We start from the raw sequence: 15,092 nt of genomic DNA, 5'->3' as shown, positions 1-15,092 counted from the left end.
ATCACGGCGCATGCGTTCACTCCCACGGTTTCCGGTGCGGATCGATCCGGCAGGTATGTAGATGCGGTAGCAATCCAAGAGTTACATTCAAGCAATCACATAATCCTCAACAAGAGGTTTAGTTATGTGACAATTGTGGCTATTGTGATCATTGATACATCAGGAAGCAACCTGAATCGCAGGTGATCGCCGGTTCGACCTGATTGGAGACGCTCGTGCGGTACCGCAAACCGAAACGCTCCTACGTGCTCCCGGTAGTCACGACCCTCGCGGTAGCGGCCCCGCTCGCCACCCTCGCGCTCGCCGATTCGACCGACTACCGCAGCGCCACCAACACCGGACCGGCCGCCGTACCGGCCGAACTCGCCGAGGTCGCGCTCACGCACGCGCCGGATATCGTGCTGCCGCTGCGTGAACTCACCGGGCTGAGCCTGCCTGATCTGCGTCTTTCCGATCTGCGCATGCTGCCGATTCCGGAGTCCATTCCGATTGCCGACGGATCACCCCCGGCACCGGGCGTGCCGCGGCCGGAAGAAATGCGACTACCCAGTTCCCATTCCGTCCAAACCTCCGGCCCGAACATTTCGAGCCGGACATCGGACAGGCCGAATTCCCCTGCTCAGCCGATTCCCGAACGCGCACCGGGCAGTGTGCGCTTCATCGCGGATCCCGCCCGGCTCCAGCCAGGCACTACGCCCGACACGCCCGCGCTGTCTCCCGGCGCCGTGACCCCCCAACTGATGAGCCAAGTTGGGGCGCAGGTGAAGGAACTCTCCAGTGAGACTCCCTTCAGCATGGTCGCGCTCACCGCCAAGGAGTTGGCCGACACCACGGCCACGATCCGCGCAAGGCAGCCCGACGGCACGTGGGGGCCCTGGTACGACGCCGAACCGGTCGACACTCATCGCACCGACCGCTCCGGCCCGGGCGCGACCAACGGCACCGAACCGATCTATGTCGGCGACACCAACGCGGTCCAGGTCCTCGTCACGCGCAAGCAGGCGGCGGCAGGGACGATCCGGCCGGTGGCCGGGACCGCCCCCATCGTGGACGACCCGGCCGCGCAGGCGGGTGACCCGGCCCGGCAACCCGTCCCGCGCTCCGACGACGCTGCCCAGCAGCCCGCCGACCTGACCGCCGTGCTCATCGATCCGGGCCGCGGCGCCGGCGACGGCGCGTTGCACAACGTCGCCGCGGAGCTGCCCGGCGGGCCGAGCGTGATCACCCGCGCCCAATGGGGCGCCGACGAATCCATCCGCTGCGATCAGCCGACCTACGACGACCACATCGGCGGCGTCACGGTGCACCACACGGCGGGCCGCAACGACTACAGCAAGTCCGAGTCGGCGGGGATCGTCCGCGCGATCTACACCTACCACGCGAAAACGTTGGGCTGGTGCGACATCGGCTACAACGCTCTGGTGGACAAGTACGGCCAGGTCTTCGAGGGACGCTTCGGCGGCCTCGACCGCCCGGTGCAGGGTGCGCACGCGGGTGGGTTCAACGAGAACACTTCGGGCGTGGCCCTGATGGGCAACTACGAGTCCGAGCAACCGACCGAGGCGTCGATCGAGGCGCTCGGGACTTTCGTGGGCTGGCGCGCCAAGGTGGCCGGACTCGATCCCAAAGGCCACACCACGATGTACTCCGAGGGCACTTCTTTCACCCCGTACGCCCAAGGCGAAGCGGTGCGGTTGCCGATCGTCTTCGCGCATCGCGACGTCGGCAACACCACCTGCCCCGGCGATGCCGCGTACGCGCTGATGGATCGGATCCGCGACATCGCCGCCGGTGCGCCGGGCGCGCCCGGCACACACGACAGCCAACCCCTCGCACCCAGCGAATCCGACGTGGCGGCCCTCGCAGCGCTCACCACCAAGCTGCTGAACATGGTGCACGACAACATCATCGCCCGGCATTGGTCGCAGTCCGGGGGGCCGAACGGACCGCTCGGACCGGTGCGATCCGACGTGCTGCCCGCCGTGCACGGCCAGCAGTACGCGCAATTCTCCAACGGCTTCGTCTACACCGCGGCGGACGGGCAGGTCGTCGAGGTGCTCGGCACCATTCTGGACCGCTTCCTGCAACTCGGCGCCGACGCGGGCGTCCTCGGCCTCCCGCTGCGCAACGCCTACCCGGTCCCGGACGGCCTGCGCGCCGACTTCGAGCACGGCTCACTGATCCTCAACCAGCTCACCGGCATCGTCACAACGGTGTGGAAGACCTACAACGACACCTATCAGGCGGAAATGAGCCGCAACCCCGTCGCGGCCCAGGTGAGCGCCCCGGTTCCGGGTCGTGCACCGGCTCCGGGCAGTGCGCAGGTTCCGGTTGGTGCCCCCGCACCCTCGATCGGCGCTGCTCCCGAGGCACGAACCCCACTCGGCCAAGCTCCGGCGGGCGCTCCGACTCCGGTAGGTCCCGAGGGACAGACCCCGCTCACCCAAGGCTCGGCAGAGGCAGGCGGCCCGACTCCGGTAGGTCCCCAGGCGCAAACCCCACTCACCCAAGGACTCGCAGAGGCAGGCACCCCGACACCGGTAGGTCCCGAGGCACAGACGCCACTCACCGAAGGGTCGGCAGAGGCAGGCACCCGAACTCCGATCGGTCCCGAGGCACAGGCCCCGCTCACCCGAGAACCCGCAGAGGCAGGCGCTCCAGGCTCGCTCGGTCCGTCCCCGACAGGCGCGCACAAGCCGGATGCCGTCCCGCGACCGCACGTTCCGGCACCCGAGGTCGCCGCCCCTGCCGGAGACACGTTCTCCAACTCATCGCCATCTCCCGAAGGTTGATCGCGAACGACCCGACCTGATCCGGAGCCCGCGCACCGTGCGCGGGCTCCGGGTCGTTCCGGACGCTTCACCGCCCGCGCGAGCCGCATTCCTTGTCGACCAAGGCGCCGCGCATCGCCCGTTCGCGGCGCTGCAACGCAAAGTCACCTCACGCCCACCAGCGTTCGAGGACGCGTGCGACTCCGTCGTCGGAATTCGATTCGGCGATCTCGTCGGCCGCGGCGAGGGCTTCGGGGTGGGCGTTGCGCATAGCGACGCCGTGGCCGGCCATGGTGAGCATGGGGACGTCGTTGGGCATGTCGCCGAACGCGACGATGGTGGCCTCGTCCACGCCGAGTCGCTGGGCGACCACGGACAGGCCCGCGGCTTTGGTGATGCCGGGCGCGGACAGTTCGATGAGTCCGTGCTCGGTCGAGTAGGTGATGTCGGCTCGTTCACCGATCAGCGGAGCGAGCACCGTGCGCATGTCCGAGCTGCGCGCGCCCGGCAGGCGGATCAGCATCTTGATGGCGGGCGCGTCGATGACCTCCTCGCGGGCCACCGAGGTGTCGTCGGGGTTCAGCCAGGCGTGCTCGTACTGCGGCGAGCTGACGAACTGCGGGGTCACCGCGTCGTGCGCGCTCTCGCCGACGCGTTCGGCCGCGAGACCGCAGCCGGGCAGCGCCCGCTCGGCGACGTCGGCGAGCCAAGCGAGCGTCGGCACGTCCAACGTCATGCTGGCCAGTACCCGGTCGGCGGCGCTGTCGTAGATCACCGCACCGTTGCCGCACACGCACAGCGGCGCGTACCCCAAGCCCTGCACCACCGGATCGATCCAGCGCGGCGGACGCCCCGTGGCCAGCACGAACGGCACACCGTCGGCGATGAGGGCGCCTACCGCCGCCTTGGTCCGCGCGGTGACCCGCTCGTCGTGATCGATGAGCGTGCCGTCCACATCGGTGGCGACCATCTTCGGCTTGGGCAGGTGCAGGGGCGTCACCCATTCCATCCTGCCGGACGACTCCCGCATCGTCCCCGGCCCCGTGTGCGGCCATGCCCCGGACATGCCCGGATGTCGTGTGGCACGCGCGCCGCCGACCACGTCCTTATGATCGGGGGCTAATACCGACGCTGGCCCGCCCAGCCGAAAGACCAGAGGACTGATGACCGGCTTCCTGCTACGACGCGCGCTCAACTATGTCGTGCTGTTGCTGCTGGCTTCGTTCCTGACGTTCAGTCTGGCGTCACTGACGTTCCGGCCGCTGGACAGTCTCGAACAACGCAACCCGCGCCCGCCACAGGCAGTGATCGACGCCAAGGCCGAGGAGTTGCATCTCAACGATCCGATCCCGCAGCGCTATCTCACCTGGCTGAAGGGCATTCCGCAGGGCGACTTCGGCACCACGCTGGCCGGTCAGCCGGTGAGCGAGGAGTTGCCGCGGCGGGTGGCGGTGAGTCTGCGGCTGCTGATCGTCGGCTCGCTGGTCGGCACGGTGCTCGGCGTGCTGATCGGTGCGGCGGGTGCGATCCGGCAATACAAGTTCAGCGACTATTTCACCACGGTGATCTCACTGCTGGTGCTGAGCACGCCGGTGTTCTTGCTCGCGACGCTGTTGAAATACGGTGCGCTGGAGATCAATTCGCTCACCGGATCGCAGATATTCCTCTATACCGGCGAGACGTCGGCGAACAGGATCGAAGGGTTCTGGCCGCAGTTGCTCGACCGCATCCAGCACCTGGTGCTGCCCACCACCGCGCTGGCCCTCGGGGCCATGGCCGGTTACAGCCGCTACCAGCGCAACGCCATGCTCGACGTGCTGCAGAGCGATTTCATCCGCACCGCCCGAGCGAAAGGTCTCACCCGCAGCAAGGCGCTGTACAAGCACGGCCTGCGCACGGCGCTGATTCCGATGGCCACGCTGTTCGCCTACAGTCTCGGCGGGCTGATCACCGGCGCCACGTTCACCGAGAAGATCTTCGGCTGGCACGGCGTCGGCGAGTGGCTGGTCGACTCGATCAACGCCCAGGATCTGTATGTGGTGGTGACGGTGACCGCGTTCGCCGGCCTGGTCGTGCTGGTGTCGGGTCTGCTGTCCGACATCGTGTACGCGATTCTCGACCCGAGGGTGCGTGTGGGATGACCGAAGCCGAAATCATCGTCCAAGGCGCCCCCGAGGTCACCGCGACCGGACGGCGCAAGCTGGTCCTGCGGCGCTTCCTGCGCAACAAGCCGGCCGTCGCGGGTGGCGCGATTCTCATCGCGCTGTTCGTCGCGAGCTTCGTGCTCCCGCCCCTGCTGCCCTATGACTACCAGCAACTGGACTACACCGCCCTGCTGAAACCGCCGAGCCTGGAGCATCCGTTCGGCACCACCCAGATCGGTCAGGACGTGCTCGCGCAAACCCTGCGCGGATTGCAGAAGTCCCTGGTCATCGGCCTGTGCGTCGCATTGTTGTCCACCACCATCGCGGCCACCGCCGGTTCGCTGGCCGGATTGCTCGGCGGGTGGACCGACCGCGCGATCATGTGGCTGGTCGATCTGCTGCTGGTGGTTCCGAGCTTCATCATCATCGCGCTGTTCGCGCCGCGCACCAAGGGCAGCGGCTCCATCCTGCTGCTGATCGTCCTGCTGTCCTGCTTCGGCTGGATGATCTCGGCGCGGATCGTGCGCGGCCTGACTTTGAGCCTGCGTGATCGCGAATTCGTCCGGGCCGCACGGTACATGGGCGCGCCCACCCGCACGGTGATCCTCAGTCACGTCATCCCGAACATCGCCTCGATCCTGATCATCGACACCACCCTCACCGTCGGCTCGGCGATCATGGCCGAAACAGGGCTGAGCTTCCTCGGGTTCGGTGTCCAGCCGCCGGATGTGTCGCTCGGCTCGCTGATCGCCGCGGGCACCAAATCAGCGTTGACCTATCCCTGGCTGTTCCTGTTCGCGGGTGGTCTGCTGATCATCACCGTGCTGTGCGCGAACCTCGTGGGTGACGGACTGCGCGATGCGTTCGACCCCGGCGCGAAGCGGGCTCGGTCGAAGAAGAAGGCGAAAGCATGACGAGCGCAGGAGCAACCGGGCAGACGGCCTCGACCGTGCCGCTGCTGGAGATCACCGATCTGCGGGTGTCCTTCCCCAGCGAGGAGGGCCGGATCGACGCCGTCCGCGGTGTCACCTACACGGTGTCCGACGGCGAGGTGCTCGCCATCGTCGGTGAGTCCGGTTCGGGCAAGTCGGTGTCCTCGCTGGCCGTGATGGGGTTGCTGCCGGAGCAGGCGCGGATCACCGGTTCCATCCGGTTCCGCGGACGCGAACTGCTCGGGCTCGGCGATCGCGAACTGTCCAAGCTGCGCGGCAGCGCCATCAGCATGGTGTTCCAGGACCCACTCTCCGCGCTCACGCCGGTGTACCGGGTGGGCGATCAGATCGCCGAAGCCCTGCTGGCCCACGGCAAGATGGGCAGGAGCGAAGCCGCGAAGCGCGCGGTTGAGCTGCTCGACCTGGTCGGCATCCCGGATCCGGAGGTGCGGGCCAAGGCGTTTCCGCACGAGTTCTCCGGCGGTCAGCGTCAGCGCGTGGTCATCGCGATGGCGATCGCGAACGATCCGGCGCTGATCATCTGCGACGAGCCGACCACCGCGCTGGACGTGACGGTGCAGAAGCAGATCCTGAACCTGCTGCGCAAGGCACGCGACATCACCGGCGCGGGCGTCATCATGATCACCCACGACATGGGCATCGCCGCGACGCTGGCCGACCGCGTAGCCGTCATGTACGCGGGCAGGATCGTCGAAACCGCCACCACCGCGGACCTGTTCAACGCACCGCGGATGCCCTACACCGTGGGACTGCTCGGCTCGATTCCGCGCATGGACGGCCCGGCCCGGCGCCCGCTGATCCCGATCGTCGGCGCACCGCCCGCCATGCACGCGCTGCCGCCGGGATGCTCGTTCGCGCCGCGCTGCCCGGTCTCGATCGAGGAATGCACCGCCGCGGAACCCCCGCTGGAGCCGATCGAACCCGGGCACGCCGCCGCCTGCATCCGGACCGCCGAGGTCGGCACCGACGCGCTGTTCGAGGCCTACCGCAGCGAGATCTCCGAGCCGGACGCCGAGGCCGAGGTGGAGTCGGACGTGGTGCTGCGGGTCTCGGACCTGGTGAAGGTTTTCCCGATCACCTCGGGCGTGGTGCTGCGCCGCCGCACCGGCGAGATCAGGGCGGTCGACGGCATCAGTTTCGAGGTGCGCCGTGGGCGCACCTTGGCGCTGGTCGGCGAGTCCGGCTCGGGCAAGTCCACCACGCTCACCCAGATCCTCGATCTGGTCACCCCGCAGGCGGGCGCGATCGAGATCATGGGCAGCGACGTCGCGTCGCTGGGCAAGGCGCGCAAGCGGGAGATCCGCCGCAAGATGCAGATCGTCTTCCAGGACCCCACCGCCTCGCTCGACCCGCGCCTGCCGATCTTCGACGCGGTGGCCGAGCCGTTGCGCATCGACGGGCGTCCGAAGGCCGAAATCGCACGCCGTGTCCCGCAACTGCTCGAGCAGGTCGGCCTGCGCCCCGAACATGCCGACCGCTATCCCGCCGACTTCTCCGGCGGCCAGAAGCAGCGCATCAGCATCGCCCGCGCGCTCGCGCTGGACCCGGAACTGCTGGTGCTCGACGAACCGGTTTCCTCGCTGGACGTCTCGATCCAGGCCGGTGTGCTGAACCTGTTGCGCGATCTACAGACCGAGCGCGGGCTGTCCTACCTGTTCGTCTCGCACGATCTGTCGGTGGTGCGCAACCTCGCACACCACATCGCCGTGATGTATCGGGGCAAAATCGTGGAATACGGCTCCGCCGAGCAGATCTTCGCGGCGCCGACGCACGAATACACGCGGGCGCTGATCGACGCCGTGCCGGTGCCGGCCGTGAACCGGTAGGGAAGGGAGCACGATGCGAATCCGGTCCACCCGAGGCTGCATCCGGCGACGCTCGGCGCGCTGGGCGGTCCCCGTCGTCGCCCTCGGACTGGTGGTCGCCGGGTGCGGGGCGAACGACGGCGAGTCGGCGACCGGCCTGTCCGACGCGCTCGGCACCACCAGCGACATCAATCCCAAGAACCGCGACGAGGTACGCGAGGGCGGCAACCTACGCCTGGCGGTCACCAGCTTCCCGGCGAACTGGAACACTCTGTCCACCGACGGCAACGACGGCGAGATCGGCGACATCGAGCGCCCGCTCATGCCCCGCGCGTTCGACGTCGACGCGGCGGGCAACCTCTCCGTCGACAAGGACTTCTTCACCGATGTAGCGCTGACCGGCACCAATCCGCAACAGGTCACCTACACCATCAACCCGAAAGCGGTCTGGTCCGATGGCAATCCCATCACCTGGGAGGACATCGCCGCGCAAGCACACGCGCTCAGCGGTCGCGACAAGCGCTTCTTGATCGCGATCACCAACGGCTTCGAGTTCGTCGAAAAGGTCGAGCGCGGCGTGGACGACCGGCAGGCCGTACTCACCTTCAACCATCCCTTCGGTGAATGGCGCGGCCAGTTCGCCGGCGACACCGCCCTTTTCCCGAAGTCCGTGACGGCGGATCCCGAGTCGTTCAACAAGGGCCTGGTGGACCGGCTCGGCCCCAGTGCCGGCCCGTTCGTTGTGCAATCCACCGACCGCACCCAGGGCCGCATCGTGCTGAGCCGTAACCCGAAATGGTGGGGCGAGACGCCGAAATTGGACACCATCACCTACAGCGTGCTCGATCACGCGGCTTGGGTGGGCGCCCTGCAGAACAATGAGCTCGACCTCGCCCGGCTGGCCTCGATCGACGAGGTGAAGACGGTCCGCAATACCGACGGGCTGGTGATTCGCCGTGCGCCGGGCAACCGCTGGCGGCACATCACCTTCAACGGCGCGCCCGGTTCCATTCTCGCTGATCCCCGACTGCGCGTCGCGATCGCGAAGGCCATCGACCGGCAGGGCATCGCGACCGCGACCCAGAACGGTCTGGTCGAGAACCCGAAGCCGTTGAACAACCACATCTTCCTCCAGGGGCAAGAGGGCTACCAGGACAATTCGGCGCCGGTGGCATACGATCCCGACCAAGCGGCACGGGAACTCGACGCGCTGGGCTGGAAGCTCAACGGCGACGTCCGGGAAAAGGACGGTCGCAAGCTGGCCATCCGCGACGTCATGTACAACGACCCGCTGTGGATCCAGATCGCGCAGATCATTCAGCAGAACCTCGCTCGGATCGGCGTGCAGCTGACCATCGATACCAAACCCGGTGCGGGCTATTTCACCGACGTCATCATCCCAGGTGATTTCGACGCCGCGCAGTTCATCTTCTCCGGAGACGCCTTCGCGATGAGCGATATCCGGCAGATCTACTACTACGACCCGAACGACCTGCAAGGCAACTTCGGCCGCATCGGTTCGCCCGAACTCAATGCCCTGATCGAGCGCACCCTGACCGAACTCGATCCGAAGAAGGCGATCGAATTGGCCAACGAGGTCGACCGAAAGGTGTTCGAGGAAGGACATTCCCTGCCGCTGACCCAGTCCGACGGCAGTTTCGGCGCCCGCACGGACCTCGCCAATATCGGCTCGCCCGGCCTGGCGTCCTACGACTACACCAAGATCGGATTCGTGAAATGAGACCAGCACAGCCGACCCGCAACCGCCGGAGGCGGGCACGCACCGTGTTAGTTCGGGCTCTCACCGTGGGCACGGCGCTCGCGCTGCTGGTCGGTTGTGGCTCGGGCGGCAGCGAGGTGAAGTCGGGATCCAGCGCGATCGGCTCCACCAACGACATCAATCCACGAGACCCGAGCGAATTGCGCGACGGCGGAAACCTGCGCCTCGCCATCACGGGTTTCCCCGCGACGTTCAATTCACATCACGTGGACTCCGACGGCGACCTCAACGAGGTGGTCGATTGGACATTGCCGGGACCGATCACCGCCGACGCCGCCGGCGAGCTGTCGATCGACCACAACTTCTTCACCGACATCCAGCTGACCGAGACCGACCCGCAGCGAGTGGTCTACACCATCAACCCGAAAGCGGTCTGGTCGGACGGCACCCCGATCACCTGGGAAGACCTGCGGTCCCAAGCAGAGGCGCTGAGCGGCCGGAATACCGAGTACCGAGTCGCCGCGACGCAAGGCTACAGCCGCCTGGCCAAGGTCGAGCGCGGCGCCGACGACCGGCAAGCGGTCGCCACTTTCGCGCAGCATTACGCCGAGTGGCGCGGCCTGTTCAGCCAGCTGTATCCGAAGGAGTCGACCGAGACGCCGCAGGCGTTCAACGAGCGTGACCGCAGCGGTCTCGCCAAGTCCGCCGGACCGTTCATGATCACCTCTGTCGACCGGGCGCAGCAGCGAATCGTCCTCAGCCGCAACCCGAAATGGTGGGGCGACACACCGAAGCTCGAAACCGTCACCTACAGCGTGCTCGATTATGCGGCCCGCCTCAACGCTCTGCAGAACAACGAACTCGACGCCATTGATGTCTCGGGCATCGAGGAGGTCAAAGCCGCGACCAACTCACCGGGCATCATCGTGCGTCGCGCCTCGCGTCCGTACAACTCGCACATCACGTTCAACGGCGCGCCAGGGTCGATTCTCGCGGATCCGCGCCTGCGCGTCGCGATCGCGAAGGGCATCGATCGCCAGGGCATCGTCACCGCGCTGCAGAACGGGATCGTGGAGAATCCCCGGCCGCTCAACAACCACATCTACCTCGACGGACAGAAGGGCTACCAGGACAACTCCGCGGTGATCGCCTACAACCCGGACGAGGCCGCCCGCATGCTGGACGAACTCGGCTGGAAGCTCAATGGCGAGGTCCGCGAGAAGGACGGACGTCAGCTGGTGATCCGGGATGTGATGTTCCAACAGGACACCTGGGTGCAGATGGCTCAGATCATGCAGCAGAACCTGGCGCGGATCGGAGTGAAACTGGTGATCGAGACCTACCCCGGCAATGGCCTGTTCACTGATGTCATCGACCCGGGCAACTTCGACATCGCCCAGTTCAGCTGGCAGAGGAGTATCTTCCCGCTCGGCGCGCTGCCCCAGATCTACGCCTACGATCCGGCGAACACGCTCAGCAACAAAGGGCGAATCGGCTCGCCCGAGCTGAACGAGCTGATCGAGCAGACCATCTCCGAGCTCGACCCCCAGCGGGCGATCGAGCTGGCGAACAAGGCCGACCGGATGATCTTCGAACTGGGTCATTCGGTGCCCGTCGCGCAGTCGTCCGGCAATGTGGCCGTCCGTGCGGAACTGGCCAACTTCGGCGCTTTCGGGCTGGCGTTCCCGAACTACCTCCGGGTGGGCTTCGTGAAGTGAGGCCCGGTCGGTAGGACGCAACGAGCAGGAAGGATCACCATGCGGATTACCTCTGCGTGTGCCCGGCTGGCCTTGTCGCTGGTCGTCGTGGGGCTGACGCTCACGGGATGCGGCGGCGCCAACGACGCCGCGCCCGGCACCAGCACGATCGGCAGCACCAACGACATCAATCCGAGGGACCCGAGCGAATTGCGCGACGGCGGCAACCTGCGGCTGGCACTGTCCAACTTTCCGGAGAGCTTCAACTATCTGCATGTGGACGGCGGAACACAGACCGTCTTCTACATAGTCGAAGCGACAATGCCCACCGCCTTCGTCAGCGATGCGGCCGGGCAGCTGAGCGTCGACCACGATTTCTTCACCGATATCAAGCTGACCGGAACCAACCCGCAGCGGGTGGAGTACACCATCAATCCGAAGGCCGTATGGTCCGATGGCTCGCCGATCACCTGGGAAGATCTGCGGTCTCAGGCGAACGCCCTCAGTGGCAAGGACAACGCGTTCCTCGTCTCGGGCACCGCCGGTTTCGAACGGGTCGGCAAGGTCGAGCGCGGCGCCGACGACCGGCAGGCCGTGGTGACCTTCGACCAGCCGTACGGCGAATGGCAGGGACTGTTCAACCCGCTGTACCCGAAGTCGGTCACCGCGACCCCCGACACCTTCACCAACGCGGCCAAGAACGGGCTGCCACTCAGCGCGGGCCCCTTCGCGGTCACCTCCATCGATCGCAGCCAGAATCGCATCGTGCTGGGGCGCAATCCGCGGTGGTGGGGTGATACGCCGAAGCTGGATTCCGTCACCTTCAGCGTGCTGGATCACTCGGCCTGGCTGCCGGCGATCCAGAACAACGAGCTCGATATCGCCTACATGTCCGGCATCGAGAACGTGAGCGCGGCGCGCAATGCCAAGGACGTGGTCATCCGGCGCACGCCGGAGCCGACCTGGTCCCACATCACGTTCAACGGTGCACCCGGTTCGCTGCTCGCCGATCCGCAGCTGCGGATCGCCATCTCCAAGGCGATCGACCGGCAGGGAGTGGTCACCGCCTCGCAGAACGGCGTCGTCGACGAGCCCAAGCCACTGAACAATCATGTCTTCGTCGCGGGACAGAAGGGCTACCAGGACAATGCGGCGCCCATCGCCTACGACCCCGACGAGGCGGCTCGAATGCTGGACGCGCTCGGCTGGAAACTCAACGGCGATGTCCGCGAGAAGGACGGCCGCAAGCTGGAACTCCGTGACGTGATGTACCAGCAAGATCAGTGGGTGCAGACCGCGCAGATCGTGCAGCAGAACCTCGCGCGGGTCGGGGTGAAGCTGAACATTCAGACGGTGCCCGGCACCGGACTGTTCACCAACGTCATCGACCCGGGCAATTTCGATCTGGCCCAGTTCAGTTGGGGCGGTAGCGTCCTTCCGCTCGGCGCGTTGCGGCAGATCTACTACTACGATCCCGACAACCTGCAGGGCAACAAGGCGCGGATCGGCACCCCGGAACTCAACGCGCTGATCGATCAGACCCTCTCGGAACTGGACCCGGACAAGGCCATTCAGCTGGCCAACCAATGCGATCGAATGATCTTCGAAGAGGGCTACTCCATCCCGTTGCACCAGGCGGCGGGCACCTATGCCGCCCGCACCGACCTGGCGAACTATGGTGCGTTCGGCCTCGCCTCGCGGGACTACACCAAGGTCGGCTTCCTGAAGTGAGAGTCGGATCGGGCCCGCTGGCCTATCCCCTCATCGTGACGATCGGCGCCCTCGCGATCTGTGTCGCGTGGGCGCCGTTCGGCACTCTGGATCAGGTGGCGGGGATCGCGGCCGTCATGGTCGGCATCATCTGCTACACGGGATACCGACTCGGCCTCGCATTCGGCCTGCTGCCGTTCCGGCGCTCCGGCTCACCGCAGACCGTACGAGTCACACGCGTACGGCAACAGCACCGCCTGATCAGCCGGTCGTGGATACAGATCGAAGGAACGGAGCGTCCGCACTGGCTTCCCGTCTACTTCGACCCGGCGCTGGCCACCCTCACCGAAGCCGAGGCGAAGCTCACCGGCCGCACGATTCACCTCGGCGAACAACGCCTCTACCCCTCCGGACGGATCCGCGACGTCGAACCTCCCGGCCGCCTGATCGACAACCCCAGCCGCCCCGACCTCGAGGCCGCCGCCCACACCGCGAGGGCCATGCGCCTGCGCCGCCGCCTCCTGCTCGACGCCCAATCCACCGTCGCCGCGCCCATAGCCGCCCTCTTGTGGGTCTACATCGATGACGGCGGCCTGCCCGCTTTCCTCGCCGCCGCTACCGTCGCCGCCGCCACGGCGATCTGGCTCTCCGCCATCCAGGGCTCCGACCCGACCTGAGGGTCCCACTCACATACGACTCGTTTCGCTGTATGACAACGATGGGCGCGCTTGGGGCCGAGCTGACCGGCGCGCGGGGGGTCGGTCCGCGTCCGGATGATGGCTGTGCCGCGGTCCGGCGGTCCGACGATTGCGGATCGGATTGCCGAGCGGAGTTCGCCGTCGCCGAGAATGCTCAACCCATCGCGGCGGCGCGCAGTCCCGCACACGTCACCGATGAGCAAATCGAAAGGACAAGTCGGTGCCGGGCCTCTGGCAGGTCGCCTTCAGGATTACCATGCGAGATCTTCAAGACGAATTTCTCCGCTGGGGACAAATTTTGGCGCGCGGCCCGAGAATAACCGCTGCTCCAAAGTACCGGGCCAGGTCAGGACTGTGCCGCTCGGGCCCAGGCCGGTTTCGAGAAGATGCTCGGGCAGTGGATCACCGATGCCCAGTTCATCGCAGATCGATGTTCCGAAAATCCTATCAGCGTGTTCACAAATCCATCTGACGGGAAACACCGTTCTATTGTCCGCGATTATGAGGCGAGCCTCGGACTTGGTCTCGGGACTCATAATGTTCCACAGCTGAATGATATCTCGATACTGCGCAAGTGTAGACCCCCCTTGCAGGGCGTCTCGTTCGATCCATGTCTCCCTGAACAGGTGAAGAACGGTAAACAACCAGAGGAAAGGGACGGAGAGTGAACGAATAGGACCGGAAAAGGGTTGAGCACAGGGAAAATCTTCTTCCGGATGGACCGAGATCGGATTATCCAGTGCGCGATCCATATCGATCTGCCACGGAGCCTGAAACCAGGTCAGACTGAACGCGAAATCAACCAGGACATAGGACACCAAGGGGTCATGCCTCAGTTTCAGCGCATGAGGCAAATGATCGGGATACATCCGATAGAGCAACTCGTCTTCTCTTCTGATCGGGTTGATCCTATGATTGGATCGGTCATAGGTCCCGAACTCGAATCCGAGATCTCCCAATACCGAAGCGGCTTCCCGCCTGCGGTCGGGGTGGATCATGAAGTCGATATCCGACAGCCGACGCGACCCGTCGCCATTATACACTAGATATTGCAGCACGGCGCCTTTTGTCGCCAAGGCCGGAAAGCCTTGCTCCTGCATCCGGCCGGCAATCCGCAATGCTTCTGAAGTCAGTACGCGGTTCCGAACACGGTTGGCGTTCAGATTTGTCCTGAGGAATTCGCGCACCATAGGGTCGAAAACATCTTTTGATTTCGTTGAGTCAATCACCGTGGCGAGAGTACCGGCCAGCTTCTGTCGCACGGCCATATTTACAAGGGTCATGCTGTCGGCTTGTCCTGAAGCAAGCGGAGAGAGCCATTCCTCTATCCATCCTTCCGGGCTGCGAGAGATAGTCATGACACACAACCGCTTCAACATCCGCCATTCGACATCATCGGCGAGATCGCCAGAGAGCACACTCATCGGATACAACCTTTCAGATATTGACAATCTGCGGCCGGCGCACTTCGTCGCCGGAAACAGGCCTCTTCGCGTACGGCACCGTGCGGACGAATCGGCGCAGATACAGCGCGCCTTCCGGGGGTCTCAACGCGCATTCCACGCCACTCGGCGACCGGGTTCAGGCTCCTCAT

General features: G+C 65.7%; 10 protein-coding genes. 8 read left to right on the top strand and 2 right to left on the bottom strand.

The genetic code is table 11. From position 1 onward, the window contains the following. Positions 1 to 215 precede the first annotated feature (215 nt). A complete protein-coding gene (locus IU450_RS04415) occupies positions 216 to 2,792 on the top strand; it encodes an N-acetylmuramoyl-L-alanine amidase (RefSeq protein ID WP_195148432.1) in 2,577 nt (858 codons plus the stop codon). A gap of 148 nt (positions 2,793 to 2,940) precedes the next feature. On the opposite strand, the gene IU450_RS04410 is transcribed toward IU450_RS04415, so the two are convergent. After that, entirely contained in the window at positions 2,941 to 3,780 is an 840-nt protein-coding gene (locus tag IU450_RS04410) for an HAD family hydrolase (protein ID WP_181723818.1), read from the bottom strand. A gap of 154 nt (positions 3,781 to 3,934) precedes the next feature. On the opposite strand from IU450_RS04410, the gene IU450_RS04405 reads away from it, so the two are divergent. Genes IU450_RS04405 through IU450_RS04375 form a run of 7 tightly spaced genes read left to right on the top strand, consistent with a single transcriptional unit; the run spans position 3,935 to position 13,477 of the window. Next, entirely contained in the window at positions 3,935 to 4,912 is a 978-nt protein-coding gene (locus IU450_RS04405; protein ID WP_195148431.1) for an ABC transporter permease, read from the top strand. Next, positions 4,909 to 5,829, top strand: a complete 921-nt coding sequence (locus IU450_RS04400) for an ABC transporter permease (RefSeq protein ID WP_195148430.1) — start codon at positions 4,909 to 4,911, stop codon at positions 5,827 to 5,829. The genes IU450_RS04405 and IU450_RS04400 overlap by 4 nt, the downstream gene beginning before the upstream one ends. Then, positions 5,826 to 7,694, top strand: coding sequence for an ABC transporter ATP-binding protein (locus tag IU450_RS04395; protein WP_195148429.1), 1,869 nt, complete (start codon positions 5,826 to 5,828; stop codon positions 7,692 to 7,694). Before IU450_RS04400 ends, IU450_RS04395 begins: the two co-directional genes overlap by 4 nt. Positions 7,695 to 7,707: 13 nt before the next feature. Further along, positions 7,708 to 9,414, top strand: coding sequence for an ABC transporter family substrate-binding protein (locus IU450_RS04390; RefSeq protein WP_195148428.1), 1,707 nt, complete (start codon positions 7,708 to 7,710; stop codon positions 9,412 to 9,414). Beyond that, the gene (locus IU450_RS04385) at positions 9,411 to 11,111 is read left to right on the top strand and encodes an ABC transporter family substrate-binding protein (protein WP_195148427.1); all 1,701 of its coding nucleotides are present in this window, start codon (positions 9,411 to 9,413) and stop codon (positions 11,109 to 11,111) included. Before IU450_RS04390 ends, IU450_RS04385 begins: the two co-directional genes overlap by 4 nt. A gap of 39 nt (positions 11,112 to 11,150) precedes the next feature. Then, positions 11,151 to 12,821 (top strand): ABC transporter family substrate-binding protein, encoded by a 1,671-nt coding sequence (locus IU450_RS04380; protein WP_195148426.1) that lies wholly within the window; start codon positions 11,151 to 11,153, stop codon positions 12,819 to 12,821. Then, complete coding sequence (locus IU450_RS04375; RefSeq protein ID WP_195148425.1) at positions 12,818 to 13,477, top strand: hypothetical protein; 660 nt, start codon at positions 12,818 to 12,820, stop codon at positions 13,475 to 13,477. Before IU450_RS04380 ends, IU450_RS04375 begins: the two co-directional genes overlap by 4 nt. A gap of 272 nt (positions 13,478 to 13,749) precedes the next feature. Here IU450_RS04375 and IU450_RS04370 read toward each other — a convergent pair whose 3' ends face one another. Further along, a complete protein-coding gene (locus tag IU450_RS04370) occupies positions 13,750 to 14,922 on the bottom strand; it encodes a nucleotidyltransferase family protein (RefSeq protein ID WP_195148424.1) in 1,173 nt (390 codons plus the stop codon). Between the last annotated feature and the right edge of the window lie 170 nt (positions 14,923 to 15,092).

The sequence above is a fragment of the Nocardia abscessus genome (genome assembly GCF_015477775.1).
In the GTDB taxonomy this organism is placed as follows: Bacteria; Actinomycetota; Actinomycetes; order Mycobacteriales; family Mycobacteriaceae; genus Nocardia; species Nocardia abscessus_A.
Note: the sequence above shows the minus strand (reverse complement) of the source record. Positions and strands in the feature narration are given on the sequence as shown.

Bases quoted from the DNA above. Each gene is read 5' to 3' on its own strand.
- IU450_RS04410 (WP_181723818.1), bottom strand. From the start codon at position 3,780: ATGGAATGGGTGACGCCCCTGCACCTGCCCAAGCCGAAGATGGTCGCC.
- IU450_RS04405 (WP_195148431.1), top strand. From the start codon at position 3,935: ATGACCGGCTTCCTGCTACGACGCGCGCTCAACTATGTCGTGCTGTTG.
- IU450_RS04400 (WP_195148430.1), top strand. From the start codon at position 4,909: ATGACCGAAGCCGAAATCATCGTCCAAGGCGCCCCCGAGGTCACCGCG.
- IU450_RS04395 (WP_195148429.1), top strand. From the start codon at position 5,826: ATGACGAGCGCAGGAGCAACCGGGCAGACGGCCTCGACCGTGCCGCTG.
- IU450_RS04390 (WP_195148428.1), top strand. From the start codon at position 7,708: ATGCGAATCCGGTCCACCCGAGGCTGCATCCGGCGACGCTCGGCGCGC.
- IU450_RS04385 (WP_195148427.1), top strand. From the start codon at position 9,411: ATGAGACCAGCACAGCCGACCCGCAACCGCCGGAGGCGGGCACGCACC.
- IU450_RS04380 (WP_195148426.1), top strand. From the start codon at position 11,151: ATGCGGATTACCTCTGCGTGTGCCCGGCTGGCCTTGTCGCTGGTCGTC.
- IU450_RS04370 (WP_195148424.1), bottom strand. From the start codon at position 14,922: ATGAGTGTGCTCTCTGGCGATCTCGCCGATGATGTCGAATGGCGGATG.